At 67.8% G+C, this 23,510-nt stretch carries 23 protein-coding genes; 15 read left to right on the forward strand and 8 right to left on the reverse strand.

What is annotated here, in order from left to right; all coding sequences use genetic code 11:
• Nucleotides 1-147 precede the first annotated feature (147 nt).
• Both OD750_RS04715 and OD750_RS04720 read right to left on the reverse strand, forming a co-directional pair.
• On the reverse strand, nt 148-630 hold the full coding sequence (locus tag OD750_RS04715; protein ID WP_263543114.1) for a C40 family peptidase: 483 nt from the start codon (nt 628-630) through the stop codon (nt 148-150).
• The gene (locus OD750_RS04720; RefSeq protein ID WP_263543115.1) at nt 627-1,193 is read right to left on the reverse strand and encodes an N-acetylmuramoyl-L-alanine amidase; all 567 of its coding nucleotides are present in this window, start codon (nt 1,191-1,193) and stop codon (nt 627-629) included. Before OD750_RS04720 ends, OD750_RS04715 begins: the two co-directional genes overlap by 4 nt.
• Before the next feature lie 75 nt (nt 1,194-1,268).
• On the opposite strand from OD750_RS04720, the gene OD750_RS04725 reads away from it, so the two are divergent.
• The 3 genes from OD750_RS04725 to OD750_RS04735 all read left to right on the forward strand — a co-directional run bounded on the left by OD750_RS04725 (nt 1,269) and on the right by OD750_RS04735 (nt 4,460).
• Nucleotides 1,269-1,820, forward strand: coding sequence for an alpha/beta hydrolase (locus OD750_RS04725; protein WP_263543116.1), 552 nt, complete (start codon nt 1,269-1,271; stop codon nt 1,818-1,820).
• A complete protein-coding gene (gene rlmKL / locus OD750_RS04730) occupies nt 1,817-3,949 on the forward strand; it encodes a bifunctional 23S rRNA (guanine(2069)-N(7))-methyltransferase RlmK/23S rRNA (guanine(2445)-N(2))-methyltransferase RlmL (protein WP_263543117.1) in 2,133 nt (710 codons plus the stop codon). Before OD750_RS04725 ends, rlmKL begins: the two co-directional genes overlap by 4 nt.
• A 103-nt stretch (nt 3,950-4,052) precedes the next feature.
• The gene (locus tag OD750_RS04735) at nt 4,053-4,460 is read left to right on the forward strand and encodes a hypothetical protein (RefSeq protein ID WP_263543118.1); all 408 of its coding nucleotides are present in this window, start codon (nt 4,053-4,055) and stop codon (nt 4,458-4,460) included.
• A gap of 110 nt (nt 4,461-4,570) precedes the next feature.
• Here OD750_RS04735 and OD750_RS04740 read toward each other — a convergent pair whose 3' ends face one another.
• The gene (locus tag OD750_RS04740; RefSeq protein WP_263543119.1) at nt 4,571-4,942 is read right to left on the reverse strand and encodes a DUF6491 family protein; all 372 of its coding nucleotides are present in this window, start codon (nt 4,940-4,942) and stop codon (nt 4,571-4,573) included.
• Nucleotides 4,943-5,047: 105 nt separating this feature from the next.
• Between OD750_RS04740 and OD750_RS04745 the strand changes: the two genes are divergently transcribed.
• A complete protein-coding gene (locus OD750_RS04745) occupies nt 5,048-5,698 on the forward strand; it encodes a class I SAM-dependent methyltransferase (RefSeq protein WP_263543120.1) in 651 nt (216 codons plus the stop codon).
• Here OD750_RS04745 and OD750_RS04750 read toward each other — a convergent pair.
• From OD750_RS04750 to OD750_RS04770, 5 genes are all read right to left on the reverse strand, one after another.
• Nucleotides 5,695-6,108 (reverse strand): hypothetical protein, encoded by a 414-nt coding sequence (locus OD750_RS04750; protein WP_263543515.1) that lies wholly within the window; start codon nt 6,106-6,108, stop codon nt 5,695-5,697. The genes OD750_RS04745 and OD750_RS04750 overlap by 4 nt on opposite strands.
• Nucleotides 6,109-6,172: 64 nt before the next feature.
• Entirely contained in the window at nt 6,173-6,454 is a 282-nt protein-coding gene (gene minE / locus OD750_RS04755) for a cell division topological specificity factor MinE (protein ID WP_263543121.1), read from the reverse strand.
• A gap of 2 nt (nt 6,455-6,456) precedes the next feature.
• Nucleotides 6,457-7,269 carry a septum site-determining protein MinD gene (gene minD, locus OD750_RS04760; protein ID WP_263543122.1) on the reverse strand — a complete coding sequence of 271 codons (813 nt, stop codon included), beginning with the start codon at nt 7,267-7,269 and terminating at the stop codon, nt 6,457-6,459.
• Nucleotides 7,270-7,309: 40 nt separating this feature from the next.
• On the reverse strand, nt 7,310-8,080 hold the full coding sequence (minC, locus tag OD750_RS04765) for a septum site-determining protein MinC (protein WP_263543123.1): 771 nt from the start codon (nt 8,078-8,080) through the stop codon (nt 7,310-7,312).
• A 4-nt stretch (nt 8,081-8,084) separates the two neighbouring features.
• Nucleotides 8,085-8,699 (reverse strand): GNAT family N-acetyltransferase, encoded by a 615-nt coding sequence (locus tag OD750_RS04770; RefSeq protein ID WP_263543124.1) that lies wholly within the window; start codon nt 8,697-8,699, stop codon nt 8,085-8,087.
• A gap of 201 nt (nt 8,700-8,900) precedes the next feature.
• Between OD750_RS04770 and OD750_RS04775 the strand changes: the two genes are divergently transcribed.
• The 11 genes from OD750_RS04775 (at nt 8,901) to OD750_RS04825 (ending at nt 23,490) form a co-directional block, all read left to right on the forward strand.
• Nucleotides 8,901-10,067: a sensor histidine kinase gene (locus tag OD750_RS04775; protein WP_263543125.1), complete on the forward strand. Its 1,167-nt coding sequence runs from the start codon at nt 8,901-8,903 to the stop codon at nt 10,065-10,067.
• Complete coding sequence (locus OD750_RS04780) at nt 10,064-10,705, forward strand: response regulator (protein WP_263543126.1); 642 nt, start codon at nt 10,064-10,066, stop codon at nt 10,703-10,705. The genes OD750_RS04775 and OD750_RS04780 overlap by 4 nt, the downstream gene beginning before the upstream one ends.
• 374 nt (nt 10,706-11,079) lie before the next feature.
• Nucleotides 11,080-12,333: an SRPBCC family protein gene (locus OD750_RS04785; RefSeq protein ID WP_263543127.1), complete on the forward strand. Its 1,254-nt coding sequence runs from the start codon at nt 11,080-11,082 to the stop codon at nt 12,331-12,333.
• Nucleotides 12,334-12,625: 292 nt separating this feature from the next.
• Nucleotides 12,626-13,564: an ABC transporter ATP-binding protein gene (locus tag OD750_RS04790; RefSeq protein WP_263543128.1), complete on the forward strand. Its 939-nt coding sequence runs from the start codon at nt 12,626-12,628 to the stop codon at nt 13,562-13,564.
• On the forward strand, nt 13,561-14,295 hold the full coding sequence (locus OD750_RS04795) for an ABC transporter permease (protein ID WP_263543129.1): 735 nt from the start codon (nt 13,561-13,563) through the stop codon (nt 14,293-14,295). Before OD750_RS04790 ends, OD750_RS04795 begins: the two co-directional genes overlap by 4 nt.
• A gap of 11 nt (nt 14,296-14,306) precedes the next feature.
• A complete protein-coding gene (locus OD750_RS04800; protein WP_263543130.1) occupies nt 14,307-16,154 on the forward strand; it encodes a Gldg family protein in 1,848 nt (615 codons plus the stop codon).
• 16 nt (nt 16,155-16,170) lie between these two features.
• Nucleotides 16,171-17,370, forward strand: a complete 1,200-nt coding sequence (locus OD750_RS04805) for a DUF4340 domain-containing protein (RefSeq protein WP_263543131.1) — start codon at nt 16,171-16,173, stop codon at nt 17,368-17,370.
• Nucleotides 17,371-17,545: 175 nt separating this feature from the next.
• Nucleotides 17,546-17,923 (forward strand): DUF423 domain-containing protein, encoded by a 378-nt coding sequence (locus OD750_RS04810; protein ID WP_263543132.1) that lies wholly within the window; start codon nt 17,546-17,548, stop codon nt 17,921-17,923.
• A 171-nt stretch (nt 17,924-18,094) separates the two neighbouring features.
• The gene (locus OD750_RS04815; RefSeq protein ID WP_263543133.1) at nt 18,095-20,956 is read left to right on the forward strand and encodes a penicillin acylase family protein; all 2,862 of its coding nucleotides are present in this window, start codon (nt 18,095-18,097) and stop codon (nt 20,954-20,956) included.
• A gap of 78 nt (nt 20,957-21,034) precedes the next feature.
• A complete protein-coding gene (locus tag OD750_RS04820; RefSeq protein ID WP_263543134.1) occupies nt 21,035-21,715 on the forward strand; it encodes a DNA-3-methyladenine glycosylase family protein in 681 nt (226 codons plus the stop codon).
• Nucleotides 21,716-21,879: 164 nt separating this feature from the next.
• The gene (locus OD750_RS04825; protein ID WP_263543135.1) at nt 21,880-23,490 is read left to right on the forward strand and encodes a tetratricopeptide repeat-containing sulfotransferase family protein; all 1,611 of its coding nucleotides are present in this window, start codon (nt 21,880-21,882) and stop codon (nt 23,488-23,490) included.
• The last annotated feature ends 20 nt before the right edge of the window (nt 23,491-23,510 follow it).

The following is a 23,510-nucleotide window of genomic DNA, read 5'->3' on the forward strand; positions in this document are numbered from 1 at the left end:
CGTCGAGTTCGAGGAAGTGCCTGGCGTCACCCCCTCACCTGACGTACATGGATGTACTAATGCCGCGGGCGCAGGATGCGCACGAGCGGCCAACCCTCTCCCCCAAGCGAGCTTGGGGGAGAGGGCTTTGAAAGCATGTCGCGACTTTCAACGAAAAAGTCGTTTCGCCCCGTCGTAGTGCTGGCGCCAGTAATCCCCGTCCAGCGCATCGAGCCGCACCGTGCCGCCGCTGTTCGGCGCATGCACGAATCGCCCTTCGCCGATGTAGATGCCGACGTGGCTGACGCTGCCGCCGTCGCGGAAGAACACGAGATCGCCCGGCATCAGCTTGCCGCGGCTGATCTTGGGCGCCTTGAGTTCGCTGATCGCCTCGGCACTGCGCGGCAGCTTGACGCCGGCGACGTCGGCGAAGATGTAGCCGATCAGGCCGCTGCAGTCGAAGCCGGTCTGCGGCGTGTTGCCGCCGTAGCGGTACGGCGTGCCGACGAGGCTGATCGCGCGGAACAGCACTTCGTTCGCCGTCGCCTCCTGCGCCGGCGTATAGCCTTCGAACTTGACCGCCTTGCGTCCGCACGCGGCGAGGAGGCTCGCGGCGAGCGCCAGCGCGCACCAGCGCAGGATCGTCGTCACGGCACGGGGCTCAGGCGTTCGAGTCCGCTCGGTGCCAGGCGCGGCCACGGAAAGAGCGGACCCGGATCGCGCTTGCGCCTGACCGTCACGGCGGCGTCGTCGCTCGCCGGCACGTCGGCGGTGTCGAGATCTTCGTGGCCGGCGACGTAGCGCAGGTTCGGCAGGTCGCGGCGCAGCTGTCCGATCAGCGCGAGCAGCGCGCCGATCTGCGCCTCGGTGTACGGCTCGGTCATCGCCTGCCGGCGCGAGTCGAACCAGTCGGGCCAGCGGCCGCGGTTGACGAGTTCGACGCCGATCGAGCGTTCGTTGTAGCCGCGCGTGTGATGCGCGATGCGCGTCGGCGCGACGTAGCGATACAGCGCGCCGTCGCGATCGATGTAGTAGTGGCCGCTGTTGCCGCCGCCCGATTCGTACAGCACGCGCTCGCCGTACTCGCGCGCGGTGGCGAGGTCGGGCAGCTCGGTGCAATGGATGACCAGGAGGTCGACGGCGGCGGCGGGACGTGCGGCGAGCCGTGCTTCGTACGGCAGCGGGGCGGCGTGGATCGGCAGGTCGACGGGCATGCGTGCGAGTCTCGCAGATGGCCGCGGCGCTGCCAACGCGCTAGCATGCGCCCGCTTCGCCTCGCGGAAACCCCCATGAAAGGCCACGTCATCCTCTCGCACGGCTCCGACAGCGGCCCGGACGCGACGAAAGTGTCGGCGCTCGCGCAGGTCGCCGAAAGCTGCGGCTGGCGCGCGAGCCGGCCGGACTATCGCGATCTCGACGCGCGCGGCATGGTCGCCTGCGTCGCGCCGCGCATCGCACGCCTGCGCCACAAGGTGCGGCCCGGCGAGCGCACGGTGTTCGCCGGTTCGAGCATGGGTTCGTTCGTGTCGGGTCTCGCGTCGCTCGAAACGACGATCGACGCGCTGTTCCTGCTCGCGCTGCCGTTGGAGATCCCCGGCTACGGCGCGTTCGACGCCTCGCGCGTGCCGACGTGGATCGTGCACGGCTGGAGCGACGAGCTGTGCCCCGCGTCCGAGGTCGTGACGTTCGCGCGCCAGCGCCGCGCCAATCTCCTGATGCTGGCCGATACGCATCGCCTGGCCGATCACCTCGAGCTGATCGGCGACCATTTCCGCGCGTTCCTGCGCGCCGTCGAAGCCGAGCCCGATCTCGCTTCGCTGCCGGATATCGAACAGACGTGAATTTTTTCGCCACCTGCCCGAAAGGGCTCGAATACCTGTTGCGCGACGAACTCGCCGCGCTCGGCGCGAGCGACGCGCGCGAAGCCCTGGCCGGCGTGCATTTCGCCGGCGATCTCGCCGTCGCTTATCGCGCGCTGCTCTGGTCGCGCCTGGCCAGCCGGATACTGATGCCGATCGCGCAGTTCGACGCGCCGGACGGCGAAGCGCTGTACGAAGGCGTCGCCGCGGTCGATTTTTCCGCGCACCTGGGCGAGACCGCGACGTTCGCCGTCGACGCGAACGGTTCGACCAAGGGCATCACGCACACGCACTACGCGGTGCAGCGCGTGAAGGACGCCGTGGTCGACCAGTTCCGCCGCCGCTCGGGCGAGCGGCCGGCGATCGACACGGAACGGCCGGCGGTGCGCCTGAACCTGCTGCTGCGCCGCGAGCGCGGCACGCTGTCGCTCGATCTTTCCGGCGCGCCGCTGCACCAGCGCGGCTGGCGCGACGGACACGGCAAGGCGTCGCTCAAGGAAAACCTCGCGAGCGCGATGCTCGTGCGCGCGCACTGGCCGAAGATCGCCGCGGACGGCGGCCCGCTGGTCGATCCGATGTGCGGCTCGGGCACGCTGCTCGTCGAAGGCGCGTGGATGGCCGCCGACGTGGCCCCCGGCTGGAAGCGCGAGTACTACGGTGTCGCCGGCTGGCTCGGCCACGATGCGGCGTTGTGGAAGACGCTGCGCGACGAGGTCGACGAGCGCGCGCAGACGGGCCTGGCGAAGCTCGACGCGCGGTTCTTCGGCTTCGACCAGGACCCGGCGGTGCTCAACGAGGCGCGTCACAACGCGCAGCGCGCGGGCGTGGCCGGCTTTCTGCACCTGGGCCGGCAGTCGCTGTCGCATCTGAAGCGCACGCAGGAATGCGTGCGGCCGGGCCTCGTCATCGTCAATCCGCCCTACGGGCAGCGCCTGGGCGAGCGCGACGCGCTCGTGCCGCTGTATCGCGAACTCGGCGAGAAGCTCGCGGGCGAGTTCGCCGGCTGGCGCGCGAGCGCGATCACGTCCGAGCCCGATCTCGGCCGCGCGATCGGGCTGCGCGCCGAGAAAAAGTACGCGCTGTACAACGGCGCGATCGAGTGCCAGTTGTTGAATTTCGATCTTACGGTTCAAGAGCCAACGGAGCCGCGCGTGCCGAAGCCGCTGTCGCCCGGCGCGCAGATGCTGAAGAACCGCATCGAGAAGAACCGCAAGCACCTGAAGAAGCGCGTCGAGCGCGACGGCGTCGAATGCTATCGCCTGTACGATGCCGACCTGCCCGAATACGCCGCCGCGATCGACGTCTACGGCGAGTATCTGCACATCCAGGAATACCAGGCGCCGTCGAGCATTCCCGAAGAAACCGCGCGCACCCGCTGGCGCGAGATCGTGCGCGTCGCCGGCGAAACGCTCGGCGTGCCGCGCGAGAAGATCGCGCTCAAGCAGCGCTATCGCGCGAAGGGCGGCGAGAAATACGGCCGCATGGACCAGCGCGGCGAATTCGTCGAAGTCGGGGAGGGCGGTCTGCGCTTTCTCGTGAACCTGTGGGACTACCTCGACACCGGTCTGTTTCTCGATCACCGGCCGCTGCGCGCCCGGGTGCGCGAACTCGCGCGCGGCAAGCGATTTCTGAACCTCTTCTGCTACACCGGTTCGGTCAGCGTCTACGCCGCGGCCGGCGGCGCGGCGGCGACGACGAGCGTCGATCTGTCGAATACGTATCTCGAATGGGCGTCGAGCAATCTCACGCTGAACGGGTATGCCGGACCGCCGCACCGGCTCGTGCAGGCGGACGCGCAGGCGTTCGTCGACCACGATCGCGGCGTCTACGATCTCATCTTCGTCGACCCGCCGACGTTCTCCAATTCCAAGCGCGCCGACGATTTCGACGTCCAGCGCGACCACGTGCGCCTGCTCCTGGCCTGCGCGCGGCGGCTGGCGCCGGGCGGCCTGATCCTTTTTTCGAACAATTACCGGCGCTTCGAGCTCGATGCCGTGGCGCTGTCGTCGCTCGCGGTGCGCGACATCAGCGCGGCGACGATCCCGTTCGATTTCGAGCGCGACGCGAAAATCCACCGCGCATGGGAACTGCGTCACGCGTCCGGGGCGTAGCGGTCCGCAAATCTGAACGAAACTCGCCGCCTGACGGACCCCGTAAGCGGCGATTCAGCCGCGCGACCGCAGCATGGACTCGCAACTTCCGCAGGCCACGACCATGAATGCCACTACTCGCAAACTTCTCATCGCCGTTTTCGCCGTCGTCGCGTTCGCGCTGACGCCGTCCGCCTTCGCTCGCGACCATTATTCGATCTCGATCGGCGGCCCGGGCTACGGCGTCAGTTACTCCAACCACCACGGTGGTCACTGGGGCGGTTGGGTGTCGGGCGGTTATGGCTACTACGACGGTCCGTACCGCTATTCGTCGTACTACGCACCGGTCTACTACCCGGCGTATCGACCGTATCCGCGATACCGCACGGTGGTCTACGAACGGCCGGTCTACCGCTACTACGATCGTTACGATCGCTATGACCGCTACGACCACCGCGATCATCGCCGTCACGACCGCTACTACGATCGCGACCGCCACTACAGCCACCGCGATCGGTACTACGACCGCTAAAGGTTCAACGGTCCCACGCCGGCGGACTCGCCCCTTCCCCTTGGGCACCGCCGGTAACCGGAACCCCGCCGCCTTTCCCCTGAGGCGGCGGGGTTCTTCTTTTCCGAGGTTTACTTTTTCGCGTCGCGCGCGGCCCGTTCCGCGTCGCGGAACGCCTCCTTGTCGATGACGTCGATGCGCGCGATCGGACACGGCACGCCGTCGTCGCCGACGATCGCCTCGTTCGCGTCGCCGCAGGCGCGGTCGAGCGCGTTGTTGAGCCGGAAATGCAGCGCCGCGCCCTTGCCGAAACGCGGACATTGCGCGCTGGCCATCGTCACGCGGTAGTAGTAGCGGTCGGCGCGCAGCACGAGGCCGTCGGCGCCCGTCGCGTACCACTCACCGACGCGGTCGGGCCGCAGGCATTGCGCGTACGGCAGGCGCTCGGACGCGCGGGCCGGGGCGGCGACGAGTGCGAGCAGCGCGATAACGAGCGTTTTCATGGGGATGCTCCGTCAAAGGAAGAACAAGACGGCACGGCCCGTCAAGCCGTCGCGCCGCCGCCGCCCGCCATGGTACAAAGGGCGCCGCTCCTGCCGGACCCTCGCATGCACGACCGCGCCAAACCCGCACGCGGACCGAACGGTCCGTCGCCGACGCTGACCTTCTTCAAGCAATGGTTGAAGAATCCGCTGTCGGTAGCGGCGTTGTCGCCGTCGAGCCGCCAATTGGCGCGCCTGATGGTGCGCGAGCTGCCGAAGGATGCCGAACGCGTGGTCGAACTCGGCGGCGGTACGGGCGTCTTCACGCAGGCAATGCTCGAACACGGCATCGAGCCCCAGCGGCTGATGGTCGTCGAACTGAACGCGGAACTGCATCAGTTCCTGCACCAGCGCTTTCCGGACGTCCGCGTCGTCTGCGGCGACGCGCGGCAGCTGCCGGCGCTGGTCGACGAGCACCGCTTCGGCGACAGCCCGGTCGACGCGATCGTGAGCGGCCTGGGCCTCCTGTCGATGCCCAAATCGCTGCAGCGCGAGATTCTCGAAGGCGCGTTCGCGGTACTGCCGCCGGAAGGCCGCTACATCCAGTTCACGTACGGTCCGGTGAGCCCGGTCGGGCGCGAGATCCTCGACGATCTCGGCCTCGTCGTGCGCCGCGGCGGCTTCGCGTGGTGGAACATCCCGCCGGCCTCGGTGTTCGTCTACACCCGTTCGCGCTCGAAGCCGATTCATCCGGTGCGCGCGAAGGACAAAACCTAAAGCAATCCTCGCTCGACCAGCCACGCGCGCGCGTCTTCCGCGTCGCGCTCGAACCACGCGCGCGTCGAACCGAGGCGGTAGGTGTAGCCCCAGGCGTCCATGTCGCGCATCAGCCGATCGCTGCCGACGTCCGGCAGCTCACCCGCCAGCACGATCTGCAGATAGCACGTGGCGTCCTCCTCGGCGACCGAATCGGTCGCGTCGGTGTGCACGAGTGCGCGCCGCTCCGGCGGCAGCACGATGAGATGACAGGCCTCGTGCAGCAGCGAGTGCACCGGCGTGTCGCCGCGCGCGTAGACGGTCGTGCCGATGATGCCGGCCTCAGGCTCGCCCCAGAAGCTGCCGGGTATCGGCGCGCCGTCGGGCACGATCCGAAGCGCCAGCGCGTGCCGCCCGAGCAGCGCCGCGATCGCGGCAAGATCGGTCTGCGCGAGCGTCGTTACCGCCGCCGCGTCGTGCGCCTCGCCCACGCGTTCACACTTCGCCGGCGGCCGCGGGCGCCTGGCTCTTGTCCGGCAGCGTCACGGTGAGTTCGAGCACGTCGTGTTCGCCTTCGTGTTCGACCTTGATGTCCACCGCGTCCTGATCGACGTTGACGTACTTGCGGATCACTTCGAGCAGTTCGCGGCGCAGCAGCGGCAGGTAGTCGGGGCTGCCGCGCGCGCTGCGCTCCTGCGCGACGATGATGCGCAGGCGCTCCTTGGCGATCGTCGCGGTGTTCTTCGGGCGGGCGCGCAGGAAATCGAAAATACCCATGCTCAGCTCCCGAACAGTCGAGACAGGATGCCCTTCTTCGGTACGTCGAGGAATCGCATCGGACGTTCCTGGCCGAGCAGGCGCGCAACCGCGTCGTCGTAGGCGAGGCCCGCGTGCGAGGTCTCGTCGAGAATCACCGGCACGCCGGCGTTGGACGCGGCGAGCACGCCTTCCGATTCGGGAATGATGCCGAGCACTTCGATGCCGAGAATTTCCTTGACGTCCTCGATGCTCATCATGTCGCCGCTGGCCACGCGCGCCGGGTTGTAGCGCGTCAGCAGCAGGTGCTGCTTGACCGGATCGCCGCCGGCCTCGGCGCGGCGCGTCTTGGACGACAGGAGGCCCAGAATGCGGTCGGAGTCGCGCACCGACGACACTTCGGGATTGACCACGACGATCGCGCGATCGGCGAAATACATCGCCAGGAACGCGCCTTTTTCGATGCCGGCCGGCGAATCGCAGACGACGTAGTCGAAGCCTTCGTCCCGGAACTCGTTGAGCACGCGCTCGACGCCGTCCTTGGTCAGCGCGTCCTTGTCGCGCGTCTGCGACGCGGCGAGCACATGCAGATTTTCGAAGCGCTTGTCCTTGATCAGCGCCTGCTTGAGCGTGCATTCGGCGTGGATCACGTTGACGAAGTCGTACACGACCCGGCGCTCGCAACCCATGATGAGGTCGAGATTGCGCAGGCCGACGTCGAAGTCGATGACCGCGACCTTCTTGCCGTGCCGGGCCAGGCCGACCGCGATCGACGCGCTGGTGGTGGTTTTGCCGACTCCGCCCTTGCCGGAAGTGACGACGATGAACTCAGTCAATGCTCTCTCTCCGTGTGGCTCTTGATGACGCTCCGCACCCTTAGCCGAGCCTGGCCAGGTGCAGTTTCTCCCCCTCCAGCCACGCCTGCACGGGCTTGCCGCGCAGATCCGCCGGAATGTCTTCGAAGACGCGATAGTGGCCGGCGATCGACACCAGTTCGGCCTGGAAATCCTGGCAATAGATGCGCGCGGTCGCGTCGCCCTGCGCGCCGGCGATCACCTTGCCGCGCAGCGGCGCGTAGACGTGCACCGAGCCGTCGGCGATCACTTCGGCGCCGTTGCCGACCATCGCGGTGATGACGAGGTCGGTGCCGCGCGCGTAGATCTGCTGTCCCGAGCGCACCGGCTGCGACTGGTGCTGACCGGCCGCGTTGCCCGTGCCGCGCGACGGCGGAGGCGGCGTACGGCGCTCCTCGCGCGGCGCGCGCGATTCGGGCGGCGGCGTCGGCGCGTGCGCGGCGTCGCCCGGCTCGTACGCCGCGCGGAATTTCGCGAACAGCGGCAGATCGAGCGACTGCGCCAGGTTTTCGTTCTCGCTCGTGCCGTAGGCGAGGCCGACCGGCAGCATGCCCGCGTCGCGGATCGTCGCGAGCACGGCGCGGACGGTTTCGACGGGCGGCAGCGCGGGCAGATGCGACAGGTCGAGCACGACCGGGGCGCGGCGGAACAGCTGCGGAGCGGTGTCGACCTTGTGCGCGAGTTCCTGCGCGAGCGCGGCGAGGTCCAGGTGCTTGATGCGCAGGTTGGCGATGCCGACCTGTCCGAACTTCAGTTCGCCGACCGGCTCGGCCGCGGGCATCACCTTGGCCATGCGGTCACTGACCGCCTGCCGCGCGGCGCGGCGACGGCGGGCCGCTGCGCGGGCGCTCGGCCAGCCACGGCTGGTTCGGCAGCTGCCCCGTCGGGCCGTTCAGGTAGGTGTCGCGGACATAGGCGTAGCTGGGAAGATCCTTCGCCAGCAGGCTCACGCGCTTGCCGACGCCCGGCATGATCTGCTGCCCCACCTCGTGGAAGCCGTAGGTGCCGTGGAACAGCACCGAGACGTCGTCGCGCGGCTCCAGGAACACCTCGCACGAGAGCACCGGCACGCGCACTTCGGCGTAGCTCGTGGCGTCGGCGTAGAACACGCGGCCGAGGCCGAGGCCGCGGTACGGCTTGGCCACGACGATGCGGTCGATGTACACGAACGCCGGATAGCGTTCGCGAAACCAGAGGAAATTCGCGCTTTCGTAGTCGTTGTTTTCGCGCAGTGCGATCAGGAAGCCGGCGATGTGGCCGTCGACTTCGGCGACCCGGAAATATTCCGCATTGTCGAAAAAGCGACTGACCTTCGCGGTGTCCAGCGGCAGAATCGTGGGGCCGGCGGCGTTATTCAATGCAAGGACGTGATCCAGCTCGTGCTCGCGCACGTCGCGGATGGCGATGGCCATTCGTTGCTCCAGCGGTATTGCGGGGCGGCCCGGTTCGGCGCCCACCGATCGGCGGATTATCGCACGGGGGCAGGGCTCAAGCCATTGCGCGGCGCGGCAGATCGGGTTAAGGAATCGTAAGCGCCGCGCCCGCCGCCCGTTGCCCGCGCCGGATGACTTTCAACAGTTGCCCTTGGCGCCGGCGCGCCTATGATCGGGGCCATGCCGATTTCCCAGTTCAACCACATCCGCCTGCTGCGCTACGCGGGGCTGTTCACGTATCTGTGCGTCGGCGTGCCGCTGTTGCGCTACAACACGCTGCTCGACGAGATGTTCGAACGGCAGCGGCCGCCGGCCTATCTCGTCTACTGGCTGCTGTGCTACCTCGTGTTCGGCGTCGTCTACTGGCTCCTGACGCACCGCCTGGGCAGCGCGCGCGTGTCGCCGCTGAAGATCGCGCTGCTCGCGGTCGTCGTCGCGGCGGCCGTCGCGGTCGGCTGGTTCAGCCAGAGCGGCCTGTCGGCGCTGCTGCTGGTGGTCGTCGCGGGCCTCTTGCCGTGGATCTTGCCGCTGCGCGTCGCGATGATCTGGGCGATATTGCAAAATTATCTTTTGGTGCCCGGCTTCGCGAGCATTCCCGGCTGGACGGTGACCGAGGCGCTGCTGCAGGCGAGCATGTACCTGGGCCTTTCGGTGATGACGTTCTTTACGTCGGTGGTCGCCAAGCAGCAGGCAGAGGCGCGCGACGAGCAGCGCCGGCTCAACTCCGAACTGCGCGCGACGCGCGCGCTCCTGGCCGAATCGAGCCGCATCGCCGAGCGCCTGCGCATCGCGCGCGAGCTGCACGATCTCGTCGGCCATCACCTCACCGCGCTGAGCCTCAATCTTGAAGTGGCGAGCCACCTCGTGCACCAGCCGGCCCAGGAACACGTGCGCAAGGCGCAGTCGGTCGCCAAGCTCTTGCTGACCGACGTGCGCGAAGTGGTCAGCCAGATGCGCGAGGACGACGCGATCGACCTCACGCAGGCGCTGCAGACGCTGATCGAGGGCGTGCCGCAGCTCGACATCCGGCTCGAACTTCCGCCGCGCTTCTCGGTCGACGATCCGCGCCGCGCGCAGGTGCTCTTGCGTTGCGCGCAGGAGATCATCACCAATACTGTTCGCCATTCGGGCGCCGACACCTTGTGGCTGCGCTTCGAACTGGCCGACGGCACAGCGGTCATCCGCTCGCGCGACGACGGTCGCGGCGCGGAAGGCCTCAAACCGGGCAACGGACTTTCCGGCATGCGCGAACGTCTTGCGCAGTTCGGCGGTCGCCTCGACATCAACACCGCACGGGACCAGGGGTTCGCACTGAACGCCTGGCTGCCGCTGGAGACGACGACATGATTTCGGTTTTGCTGGTGGACGATCAAACGCTGGTGCGGCAGGGTATCCGGAGCCTGCTCGAGCTTTCCGACGACATCCGCGTGATCGCCGAGGCCGCCGACGGCGCGCAGGCGGTGCAGATGATTCCGCAGGCCAAGCCCGACGTCGTGCTGCTCGACCTGCGCATGCCCGGCATGAGCGGCATCGACGTGCTCAACACCTTGTCGCAGAGCAACCAGCTGCCGGCGACGATCATCCTGACGACGTTCGACGACGACCAGCTCGTGCTGGCCGGACTGAAAGCCGGCGCGCGCGGCTATCTGCTCAAGGACGTCTCGCTCGACCAGCTCGTCGACGCGGTCAAGGCCGTCGCCGCGGGCGGATCGCTCGTCGCGCCGGTGGTGACGCAGCGTCTGCTGTCGGGCCTCGAGCGCATGCACAACGAGTTCGTCAGCCTCGACCGGCCCGATCCCCTGACCGAGCGCGAGACGGAAATCCTGCGCCTGATGGCCGGCGGCTACAGCAACAAGGAAATCGCCAATTCGCTCGGCGTCGCCGAGGGCACGGTGAAAAATCACGTGTCAAATATTCTTTCCAAGCTCGGCGTGCGCGACCGGACCCGCGCGGTGCTCAAGGCGTTCGAGCTCGGCATCGTCTGATCGACTTCTTCCAGGCGGGGCGCGTCGCGCCCCCGACGAAAGTCCGGCGTTGCCGCGATTGCGGACCCGCGCGGGCGCCCGGGCGCCGCGCGGACGAACGTTTTTCGCCCCCTTGCGGGTTTTGGTTGCGCATCAGCCACTTGGCGCCGCCGCGTCGGCGCCGTCGCGTTCCGCGGCGCCCCAAATAACGATCCGTTCAGGCCGTGGTAAGTGATAGCCAATGCCTTACGGAGCAAGTACCATGCGCGACTCGGCGTCGCCTGTGCGCCGCGTCTGCGTGCGCGTCACGGGCGAGCTTTCTGATTCAGCCATCGATAGCGGCGACGGTCCGTCGGGCCGGCTTTGCGAAGAAGTAAGTCCTGGAGACATCTGGAATGACGCGTATTCTTGAATTCATTGTCGCCGCGGTCATCGTGTTCGTGCTGGCGGTCGTTTTCGGCCTGCTGCTGCCGTCGCACGGGCACGTCGAACGTTCGATCGACGTGAGCCACAACATCCGCCACGTCAACGACATGCTGATGAATTTCCGCCGCTTCCCGGAATGGGGTGCGCTGCGCCTGATGGACCCGCGCACGCAGTTCACGCCGGAAGGCCCGGATTTCGGCGTCGGCGCGAAGCTCGGCTTCCGCAGCGCCGAAGAATCGATCGGCACCGGCAGCTATGAAATCGTGTCGAACGAACCCGACTCCAAGATCGTGTGGAACATCACGAACGACTGGAAGGGCACGAACAAGGCCTACACGATCACGCTCGAGCCGCAGAAGAACGGCCGTATCGTCAAGGTCACCTGGGCCTACGACGTCGACTTCGGCAACGACCTGATCGCGCGCTATTCCGGCCTGTACCTGCACGGCGCGCCGGACCGCCAGATCCAGGCCAACCTCGGCAGCCTGCAGTCGCAGCTCGCGGTGATCCCGAACGTCGACTACACCCAGACCGACATCTTCATCGCCGACGTCGCCGCGCAGCCCGCGCTCGTCGTGCAGACCACGTCGCCGCGTTCGCTCGACGAGGTCGACTTCGCCACGTCCAAGGCGATGGAAGAAATGCAGGCGTACATGAAGAAGAACGGCCTGACCGCCGCCGGCCCGCGCAGCGTCGTGACGGTCGAGTGGGGCGACGAGAACTACACCTTCGACGTCGTGCAGCCGATCGACAAGGGCACCCTGACGATCGACAAGAAGGACTACACGATCGGACCGGCCGTGCCGCCGCCGGCCACGCCCGAACCGGAGATCGCGCCGGCCGAAGGCAGCGCGCCGCCGCCGCCGCCGCCGGAACTCAAGCCCGGCGAGCTCGACAAGAAGGGCAACCTCATCGTCGCCGGCAACATCCGCGCGCGCACCACGTACGCCGGCAAGGCGCTCGTGACGACGTGGGTCGGCAGCCCGGCCGGCCTGCCGCTGATGCGTCTTGCGCTCAAGGCCTTCGCGCTGTCGCGCGGCTACAAGTTCAACGACAACGTCAACAAATACTACGACCAGCTGCTGACCGACCCGGCGACCACCGCGCAGGACGAGCAGCAGTTCAAGGTGTTCCTGCCGATCACCGACAACGTCGCGGCGAACGAACCGCCGCCGCAGCCGGCCGCCGAACAGGTGCCCGCCGCCGCCGGCGGCGCGCACTGACGCGACGCCCCACGCGCATGGAAAAAACCCCCGCACCGCGGGGGTTTTTTTGCCCGAACGCCCGGGTTCGCGCAAACGCCGGAGTCCGGGAACTTATTCTTAACTTTGCTGTACATTCCGACGCGCTCCCGTTCGCCCGCGCAAGGCCAGCCGCCTTGCGCCGCGCGTGGCGGGGTTCTCGCACCGGCCGCGGATCCGGCCGGTTTCAAACGTCGCCGTTCCTCGCCGCGCATGCTGTTGCAGCGCGCGCGGCGGAGCGGCTTGCACCTTAAGACGTACCGGTGAAGAGACGATGATCGAAACCACACAACTGACGAAGCGCTACGGCAACCTGACTGCCGTCGACGGCATTTCGTTCAAGGTCGAGCCGGGGCAGGTGCTCGGCTTTCTCGGCCCGAACGGCGCCGGCAAATCCACCACGATGAAGATGATCGCGGGCTTTCTCGCGCCGACCTCCGGCGGCGCGAAGGTCTGCGGCTACGACGTCGAGAGCCAGCCGATCGAAGCGAAGCGCTCGCTCGGCTACCTGCCGGAAGGCGCGCCGAGCTACGGCGAAATGACGCCGCGCGCGTTCCTCGAATTCATCGCCGACGTGCGCGGCATCGCCGGCGACGCGCGCAAGCGGCGCCTCGACGACGTGATCGGACGCCTGCAGCTCGAAGGCGTGCTCGCGCAGCCGATCGACACGCTGTCGAAAGGCTTCAAGCGGCGCGTCGGACTCGCACAGGCGATCCTGCACGATCCGCCGGTGCTGATTCTCGACGAGCCGACCGACGGCCTCGATCCGAACCAGAAGCACGAAGTGCGCGCGCTGATCAACGCGATGTCGCACGACAAGATCATCGTCATCTCCACGCACATCCTCGAAGAAGTGCACGCGGTGTGCACGCGCGCGGTGATCATCGCCGGCGGCAAGCTGCTCGCCGACGCGACGCCGGCCGAACTCGAAACGCGCTCGCGCTACCACGGGGCCGTGTCGCTCACGGCGACGAACACCGGCGAGGCGCGCGCCGCGCTCGCGCGCGTGGCCGACATCGAGTCGATCGAGATCGACCCGCAGGATCACCGCATCACCGCGTTTCCGAAGAAGGGCCGGGCGATCTTCGTCGCGGTCAGCGACGCGCTCAAGGCGCAGAACGTGACGGTCAGCGAACTGGCGCTCGAAGCGGGCCGCCTCGACGAAGTGTTCCGCACCATCACGCAGCCGCAGATCAAGGGAGGCCGCGCATGAATCCGATCGCCACCGTGTTCCGGCGCGAACTGAAAGGCTATTTCGCGACGCCGGTCGCCTACGTGTTCATCGTGATCTTCCTGATACTCGCCGGTTCGCTGACGTTCTACTTCGGCGGCTTCTACGAACGTGGACAAGCGGATTTGTCGGCGTTCTTCATTTATCACCCGTGGCTGTACCTGTTCCTCGTGCCGGCGATCGCGATGCGTCTGTGGGCCGAGGAGCGCAAAAGCGGCACGATCGAGCTGCTGCTCACCCTGCCCATCACGATGTTCCAGGCCGTGCTCGCGAAGTTTCTCGCCGCGTGGGCGTTCGTCGGCATCGCGCTGGCGCTGACGTTTCCGATCTGGATCACCGTCAACTATCTCGGCGATCCCGACAACGGTGTGATCTTCACCGGCTACGTCGGCAGCTTTCTGATGGCCGGCGCGTTCCTCGCGATCGGCTCGTGCCTGTCGGCCGCCACGCGCAACCAGGTGGTCGCGTTCATCCTGACCGTCGTTGCGTGTTTCCTGCTGCTGCTCGCGGGCTTTCCGCTCGTGCTCGGCTTCTTCCAGACGATCCTCCCCCAGGGCGTCGTCGACGCGATTTCCGGGCTGTCGCTCTACGCGCACTTCGACGCGATTTCCAAAGGCGTGCTCGACCTGCGCGACATCGTCTACTTCGTGCTCACGATCGGCGCCTGGCTGTACGCGACCGCGATCGTGATCGATTTGAAGAAGGCCGACTAAGGAGCGCTCCCATGGCATTGAACCGCAAAACCCTGACCGGCAGCGCCCTCTTCATCCTCGCCCTGCTGTTCGTCGCCGTCCTGCTCGTGAGCAACGCGCTCTTGCGCGGCGCGCGCGTGGATCTCACGCAGAACCGGCTGTACACGCTGTCGGAAGGCACGCGCAACATCCTCACCAAGCTCGACGAGCCGGTAAACCTGTACTTGTACTATTCCGACAAGGCGACGCAGAACCTGCCGCAGCTGCGCGCGTACTACCAGCGCGTGCGCGAACTGCTCGAGGAAATGGCCGCGCGTTCGAACGGCAACCTGCGCCTGTCGGTGATCGACCCGCTGCCGTTCTCCGAAGAGGAAGACGCCGCCGCCGGCTACGGCCTGCAGGCCGTGCCGATCGACGCGAACGGCGAGAAGGCGTTCTTCGGACTCGCCGGCACCAACTCGACCAAGGGCCAGGCGATCATTCCGTTCTTCCGCCCGGACAAGGAAGCGTTCCTCGAGTACGACATCGCCAAGCTCGTGCACGACCTCAACACGACGAAGAAACCCGCGATCGGCCTGTTGTCGAGCCTGCCGCTGGCCGCCGGCTTCGATCCGGCCACGCGCCAGATGCGCGAGCCCTGGGCCGTGTACCAGGAACTGTCGCAGCTGTTCGAGGTGCGAGCGTTGAACGCGGCGCAGCTCAAATCGATCGACAAGGACATCGACGTCCTCATCGTCGTGCAGCCGAAGGATCTCTCCGACGACGCGCAGTACGCGCTCGACCAGTTCGTGCTGCGCGGCGGCCATCTCATGGTGTTCGTCGACCCGAGCGCGGAGCTGGACGATTCGGGCGCCGATCCGCAGAACCCGCAAGCCGCGATGATGGCCGACAAATCGTCCGACCTGCCGAAACTGTTCAAGGCGTGGGGCGTCGACTACGCGCGCGACAAGGTCGTGCTCGACCGCGCGCGCGCGCTGCAGATCAGCGGCCCGGACGGCGCGCCGGTGCGTCATCCGGGCATCCTCGGACTGACCAAGGCCGACCTCAGCCGCGACGACGTCATCACCGCGAATCTCGAGACGATCAACGTATCGAGCGCGGGCTATTTCGAGCTCGCGAAGGAGTCGACCGCCAAGCTCGTGCCGTTGATCCAGTCGAGCACCGATTCGGCGACCACCGGCGCCGACCGGCTCAAGTTCATGCCCGATCCGGCGACGCTGCTCAACGGCTTTGCGCCGACCGGCACGCCGTTCGTCGTCGCCGGCAGGCTCGAGGGCAAGTTCAAGACCGCGTTCCCGGAACGCAAGGACGAGGGGCATCTCGCCGAGGCGAAGGAAGCGAACGCGATCCTGCTCGTCGCCGACACCGACGTGCTGTCCGATCGACTGTGGGCACAGTCGACGAATTTCATGGGGCAGCGCCTCCTGACCGCGTTCGCGAACAACGGCGATCTCTTCATCAACGCCGTGGACAACCTCACCGGCGACACCGATCTGATCTCGATCCGCGGTCGCGCGACGTCGCAGCGGCCGTTCACGAAGGTCGAAGAGCTCAAGCGCTCGGCCGACATCGCGATGCGTTCGCAGGAGCAGAAGCTGCAGGGCGAACTGTCCGAGACCGAGCGCAAGCTGACCGAGCTGCAGAGCGCCAAGAGCCAGGACCAGCAGATGGTGCTCAGCCCCGAGCAGAAGGCCGAACTCGACAAGTTCATGAAGCGCAAAGTGGAAATCCGCAAGGAACTGCGCGAAGTGCGGCGGCGGCTCGACGCCGACATCGAGTCGCTCGGCACGCGGCTGAAGTTCTACAACATCCTCCTGATCCCGATCCTGCTCGTCCTCGGCGCGCTCGGTTTCGCGGCATGGAAGCGGCGCGCGGCCTGACGCGCAAGGAGCACTCATGAATCACATGAACCAGAAAACCGTTCTCGGCCTCGGTGTGGCGGCCCTCGCCGCGATCGCGATCGCCGCGGCGATCACCAGCGCGCGCAAGCCGGCGAGCGAAGCGACGCGCCCGGCCGACGCCTACGCGCTGCCGGAACTGCGCGATCATCTGAACGACGTGAAATCGCTGAGCGTGACCGGTGCGGGCAACCAGCTCGTCGTCACGGTCGAGAAGGGCGACAAGGGCTGGACGGTCAAGGAGCGCGGCGGCTACGCGGCCGACGTCGGCAAGGTGCGCGAGTACCTCACCAAGCTGTCCGAGGCGAAGCTCGTCGAGGCCAAGACGTCGAACGACAAGCGCTACGACGACCTCGGCGTCGGCGACGTCGGCGAGGCGGGCGCGAAGGGCATGCTCGTCGCGCTCGACGGGCTCGGCAAGCCGGTGCAGCTGATCGTCGGTTCGATCGCCACGCGCGGCGACGCGACGTTCGTGCGTCGCGCCGGCGACAAGCAGAGCTGGCTGGCGCGCGGCGCGCTCGTGCCGGACAAGAACACCGCGATGTGGCTGGCGAAGACGATCGCCGACGTGCCGGCGACGCGCGTGAAGGAAGTGACCCTGACGCGTCCGGACGGCAAGCGGCTGCGCGTGTACAAGGACGGGGAGGGCGACGCGAACTTCAAGGTGGCCGACGTGCCGAAAGGCCGCGAGCTGTCGTCGGAGTTCGCCGCGAACAGCGTCGGCACGACGCTCGCGGGGCTCAACCTCGAAGACGTGACGCCCGCCGCCCAGGCCGCACCGCCCGCAGACGGCAAAGTGAACAAGGCGAGTTTTGTCACATTCGACGGCGTGAGCGTCGCGATCGAGGCGTGGAAGGACGGCGAGAAGCACTACGCGCGCATCGTGCCGTCGTTCGACGCGGCCGCGGCGGACGCCGCGATCGCCGCGGCGCAGGCGAAAGCGAAGGCCGAGTTCGACGCAAAGCCCGCGCCGGCCGAGGGCGCTGCCAAGCCGGAGCCGCCGCTCGCGGTGTCCGACCCGGCCAGGGACAAGGAACAGCGGCTCAAGGCGCTCGGCGACGAAGTGGCGCAGATCAATGCACGCACCGAAGGCTGGACGATCGTGCTGCCGCAGTACAAGTTCGCCAATATCGACAAGTCGGTGGACGATCTGCTCAAGCCTTTGGAAGAGAAGAAGGCCGAGGCGAAGAAGAAGTAGTCGCACGGGCGGGCGCCGTACCTGCGGCGCCCGCTTTTGTCCTGCCTGCTTTTTGCTCGCTTTTTTGCTCGTCATTCCAGCGCAAGCTGGAATCCAGCTTCTGACTTTGTAGGCCGAAGAGCAAAGGCTGGATTCCAGCTTGCGCTGGAATGACGGCAATGGGAGACATCGCGTCATGTTCGAATCGCCACATAAGACGCTCGGCGCCATCGCCGCCATGCTCGGCGCCATCGCCGTCGCCCTCGGCGCCTTCGGCGCGCACGCCTTGCGCGGCACGCTCGACCCCGCCGCGCTCGCGATCTGGCAGACGGCCGTCAGTTATCTGTTCTGGCACGTGCTCGCCGCGCTCGCCGCGCTGCATGCGGGCGACGCGGCGAAGGCCGCCCGCATCGCCGCCGCGCTGCTCCTCGCCGGCGCGATCGTCTTCAGCGGATCGCTGTTCGCGCTCGCGCTCGGTGCGCCGCGTTGGTTCGGCGCGATCACGCCGGTCGGCGGCACGCTGCTCATTGCAGGCTGGATCGCGCTCGCGGCGCATTATCTGCGACGCGCATAAAGGCGTTATCGGATTATCGAATCGCGTTCGCCGCCGATCACGCAAAAAGACGGCGTTTAAAGCGCTTTCGCCGGTACTTTCGTCCTATCCCGAATTCCTTTCCGTACGGGTATAGAATCCCGTTACGCCGCAACTCCAATTACATAAGCGGCTCAATCAGGAGGGAATATCATGCAGCACGCGTGTACTCCGCGCGGCCGTTCCGGCCGTCTCGCTCTGGCCCTTGGCATCGCGCTCGCTGGCGCGGCCGTCCAGGCCGCCGAACCGATCAAGATTCCGCAGCTCAAAGGGCCGGCCAGCATCGCCTACGACGCCGAAGGCATACCGCTGATCAAGGCGTCGAACGAATACGACCTGGCGTTCCTGCAAGGCGTCGCGCACGCGCGCGACCGGTTCTTCGAGATGGACTTCAATCGCCGCGGCGCCAGCGGCACCGTCGCCGAACTCGTCGGCCAGAGCGCGCTCGCCAACGACGTGCAGACGCGCACGCTCGGCCTGCGCCGCGCCGCGTGGGCGACGTGGCAGGCCGCGAACGCCGACACGCGCGGCTGGCTCAAGGCCTACGCCGACGGCGTGAACTGGTGGCTGTCGACGACGCCCGCGCTGCCGCCCGAATACGCCGCGCTCGAAATCACGAAGGTCGAGCCGTGGTCGCCCGTCGACACGCTCGTAATCGGCAAGGCGCTCGCGTTCCAGCTGTCGTTCGACCTCGACATCCAGCAGACGCTCGAAGTCGGCGGCTACCAGCAGGCCGGTCAGGCCGCCGGTTTCGACGGCTCGGTGCTGTACTTCGGCGATACGCATCGCTTCGCGCCGCCGGACGATCGCGTGACGATCGCCAACGCCGCGCAGAACGCGGCGGAGTCGCCCGAGATCGCCAAGTCCGGCAGCGGATTCGGCATGCCGGCGATCGACGCCGAAACGCTCGAGCTCGCACGCGCCTATCGCGACAAGATCGCCGACCATCCGCTGATCGCGCCGCACCTCAAAGCGCGCGAGAACCGCGCCGGCAGCAACGAATGGGTGGTCGCGGGCTCGCTCACGCAGTCGGGCAAGGCGATCCTGTCGAACGATCCGCATCTGTCGCTCGCGCTGCCGTCGGTGTTCGTCGAACAGCACATCGTGAGCGAAAGCCCCGCGATCAACGCGACCGGCGTCACCGTGCCCGGCGCGCCGGGCGTCATCCAGGGCTGCAACGACCGCATCTGCTGGGGCACGACGACCAATCCGCTCGACGTCACCGACGTGTTCAAGGAGACGCTCAAACTCAACACCTACGGCCTGCCTTACGCGATCGTGCGCAGCAACGGCGCCGAGGAGCCGGTCGACTGGGTGTTCCAGAATTTCTATGTGAACAAAGTCGGCGACGGCCAGGCGGACAATCTCGCGCGCGACAACTCCATCGGCTACACGAACGGCGCGGTCACCGTGATCGTTCCGCGCCGCAACAACGGCCCGATCGTGCAGCTGTCGGGCAACACCGGCCTGTCGGTCGCGTACACGGGCTGGGGGGCGACGTTCGAACTCGAGTCGTTCCGCCGCATCAACCGTTCGCAGAATCGCGCCGAGTTCGAAGACGCGCTGACGTATTTCGACGTCGGCTCGCAGAACTTCGCCTACGCCGACGTCGACGGCAACATCGCCTACTACACGAGCGCCGAAGCGCCGGTGCGCACCGACCTGCAGACCGGCAACGCGCCGGGCGGAGGCATTCCGCCGTGGCTGATCCGCGACGGCACGGGCGCGCTCAAGCACGACTGGCTGCCGGTCGCGAACCGCCAGCCGAACCAGGCCGTGCCGTTCGAAGTGCTGCCGATCGCGGAAATGCCGCACATCGTGAATCCGGCGTCGGGCTATGTCGCGAATGCGAACAACGACCCGATCGGCACGACGCTCGACAACAACCCGCTCAACCAGGTGCGCCCGGGCGGCGGCCTGTACTACCTCAACTTCAACTACTCCGCCTATCGCATGGGTCGCATCGACCGCGTGCTCGACGACTATCGCTCGCGCGGACAGAAGGTCACGCCGGCCGACATGCAGAAGCTGCAGGCCAACAACCAGCTGATGGACGCCGAACTCGTCGCGCCGCATCTCGTGCACGCGCTCGAACGCGGAACGGCCGGTGGCGCGTGGGCGCCGCTTGCGGCACTCGCGAACGACGCGGCGGTCGAACAGGCCGTCAAGCGCATCGAGGAATGGAACTACGCCACGCCGACCGGCATCGCGCAGGGCTACGATCCGGGCGACAACCCGGCGTCGCTGCCGCAACCGACCCAGGCCGATATCGACGCGAGCGTCGCGGCGAGCCTGTTCGCCGTGTGGCGCGGGCAGGCGATCAAGAACACGGTCGATGCGACGCTGACGAAGGTCGGTCTCGGCAGCGCGCTGCCGGGCGGCGACGATGCGTATGCGTCGCTCAAGTTCCTGTTGGATAACTTTCAACTTCTGCGCGGCAAGGGGCTTTCGGGCGTGAACTTCTTCGCCGTGCCCGCGTCGGTCGGCACGCCGCCGACGCCCGAAGACGCGCGCGATTTCCTGCTGCTCAAGAGCATGCAGGACGGCCTCGCGCGCTTCGCGAGCGACGACTTCGCGCCGGCGTTCGGCAAGTCGACGAACCAGGAGGACTACCGCTGGGGCAAGCTGCATCGCATCACGTTCCGCCATCCGCTGGGCGGACCGTTCAACCTGCCGGGCGCCAATCCCTACGGCTTCGCCGATCTCGGCCCCGGCCTGCCGGGCGTCGCGCGTTCGGGCGGCTTCGATGCGGTCGACGCTTCGAGCCACAACGCGCGCGCGAGCGGTCTCAACGACTTCACCTTCGGCAGCGGCCCGGCTCGGCGCTTCGTCGGCGAAATGCAGACGAAGATCGCGGCGTCGGAGATCATCCCGGGCGGGCAGAGCGCGGTGCTCGGCAGTCCGTTGTACGCGAGCCAGCTCGGCCGCTGGCTGACGAACAACTACCATCCGCTGATCGTCAACCAGGCCGACGCGACGGCCGCTTCGCCGAACGTCACCAACTACGTTCCGTGATCGCTGCAACGCGGCGCGCGGACTTTCCGCGCGCCGCGTTGCACAATGGCGCCTGTTTCTCCACGTGCGTCGCCCGGCATGCCTCTGATTCCCCGCGGCTTCGACATCGCCGCCGCACGACGGCACCTGCGCCGTCGCGATCCCGCGCTCGGCGGCTGGATGCGCCGCATCGGTCCTCTCGAACACGATTTCGAACGCCGCTTCGATCCGGTCGACGCGTTGGCGCGCGCGATCCTGTACCAGCAGCTGTCGGGCCACGTCGCCGGCGCGATCGTCGCGCGCGTCGAGGCGCGCATGCCGCGCGCGGGCGTGCTCGACGCCGACGGCATCGCCGCGCTCGCCGACGACGATCTGCGCGCGTGCGGCGTGTCGCGCAACAAGATCGCCGCGATGAAGGATCTCGCCGAGAAGGCGCAGGCCGGCGTCGTGCCGACGTCGCGCAGGCTCGGCTATCTCGACGACGAGGCGATCGTGGAATCGCTGACGCAGGTGCGCGGCATCGGACGCTGGACCGTGCAGATGCTCCTGATGTCGCGCCTGGGCCGGCCCGACGTGCTGCCGGTGCACGATCTGGGCATTCGCAAGGGCGCGCAGATCCTGCGCGAACTCGATACGATGCCGACGCCCGACGAGACGCTCGCGATCGGCGAGGCATGGGCGCCTTATCGCAGCCTCGCGAGTTTTTATCTGTGGCGCATCGTGTCGACCGCGCAGGCCGACGCGAAACCGGCGAAGGCCGTGAAGCGCTCGCAGGACTGATGCTCCCTCTCCCCCAAGCTCGCTTGGGGGAGAGGGCCGGGGTGAGGGGGCGACGCATCGCACTTCGTCGAGATCGGCGCAGCGCACGGCGTCGCCCCCTCACCCAACCCTCTCCCCGCGCGAGCGCGGGGGAGAGGGCTTACGATCGACGACGCGAATATCGGATGACAATACCCGCACATCAACTCGACGCCGCGATCGGCGAACTGAAGACCGCGCTCGCGGCCGGCCATGTCGCGCCGGCCGTGCAGCGCATCGTCGCGTTTCTCGACGACGGCGGCGCGGATGCGCAGCAGTGGATGCTCGGCGCGCACGAAGTCTCGCGTTTCGTGCAGCCGCTGGCCGCCGCGCACGTGCTCGAACGCGGGCTCGTCCGCTGGCCCGCGTCGACGGACATGCGCTACCTGCTCGGCAACGCGCTGCGCGCCGGCGGTCGCACGCGCGAGGCCGAACAGGCGCTGCGCGCCGTGATCGCGGCCGAGCCCGCGCATGCCGACGCGCCGGTGTCGCTGGCGTTCCTGTTGCGCGAGCAGGGACGGCTGTCGGCTGCCGCGCAGACGATCGTGACTTTGTGGAAACGGCAGCCGCGCACGCGCGACGGCGACTATCGCGCCGTCAAGTTTCTGCAGGAATGCCACCGGCACGCCGACGCGGAAGAACTCGCCGAGCCGATTCTGGCCGCGCATCCGCGCGACGCCGAACTCCTCGCGCTGCTCGGCGAGAACGCGCTCCTGCTCGGCCGCTTCGGCAGCGCGCAGCGCCGCCTGCGTGCGGCGGTCGAGATCGATCCGCAGCAAGCGGCGGCGTGGCTGCGGCTGGCGCACACGCATCGCTTCGCCGCGGGCGACGACGACGATCTGGCACTGCTGCGCGCCGCGCAGGCGCGCGGCGACCTTGCCGACGAGGCGCGTGTCTGCGTCGAATTCGCGCTCGGCAAGGCATACGACGATCTCGCCGAACGCGAAGAGGCCGTGCGCGCGTGGCGCGCGGCGAACGCGCGCCGGCGCGCCGCGAGGCCGTGGGACGCCTACGGCTGGGCGCGTTTCGTCGACGCCCAGCGCAGCGCGCCGCCGCTGCCGGCCGTCGCCGCCGATCCGTCGACGACGCCGGTGTTCATCGTCGGCATGCCGCGTTCGGGCACGACGCTCGTGGCGAGCCTGCTCGGCCGCAACCGCGACGTGAAAAACCGCAACGAACTGAACTGGATCGCCGCGCTCGCGGCGAATCTCGGCGCGACGCCGGCGCCCGCCGCGCTCGCATCGGCCGGCGCGCTGTATCGCGCGCACCTCGTGCAGGACGACGAGCCCGCACGCTGCCACGTCGACAAGAATCCGCTGAACTTCCGGCATCTGCGCCTCGTCGCGGCGATGCTGCCTAACGCGAAGATCATCCACTGCCGCCGCGATCCGCTCGACACGGCGCTGTCGCTGTGGAGCCAGCACTTCGCGCACGACGACATGCGCTGGGCGTACGACTTCGGCGACATCGCGGCCTACTGGCGCGGCTATCAGGCGCTGATGGGGCATTGGCACGAAACGCTCGCCGTGCCGGTCTTCGATCTCGACTACGAGGCGATGGTCGCCGACTCCGGCGCGACGCTCGCGCGGCTCGCGGCGTTTCTCGGCATCGGCGACGCGCAGCGCGATGCGGCGGCCGGCGAGGCGATCGCCACCGCGAGCGTGTGGCAGGCGCGCCAGGCGGTGTACGCAAGTTCGGTCGGGCGCTGGCGCGCGTACGAGGCGCTGCTGCCGGAGCTGTCGCTCGCGTTCGGCTGACGCGGCCGCCGCGCGCGACG

This window comes from Tahibacter soli (genome assembly GCF_025717065.2).
Classification (GTDB): Bacteria; Pseudomonadota; Gammaproteobacteria; order Xanthomonadales; family Rhodanobacteraceae; genus Tahibacter; species Tahibacter soli.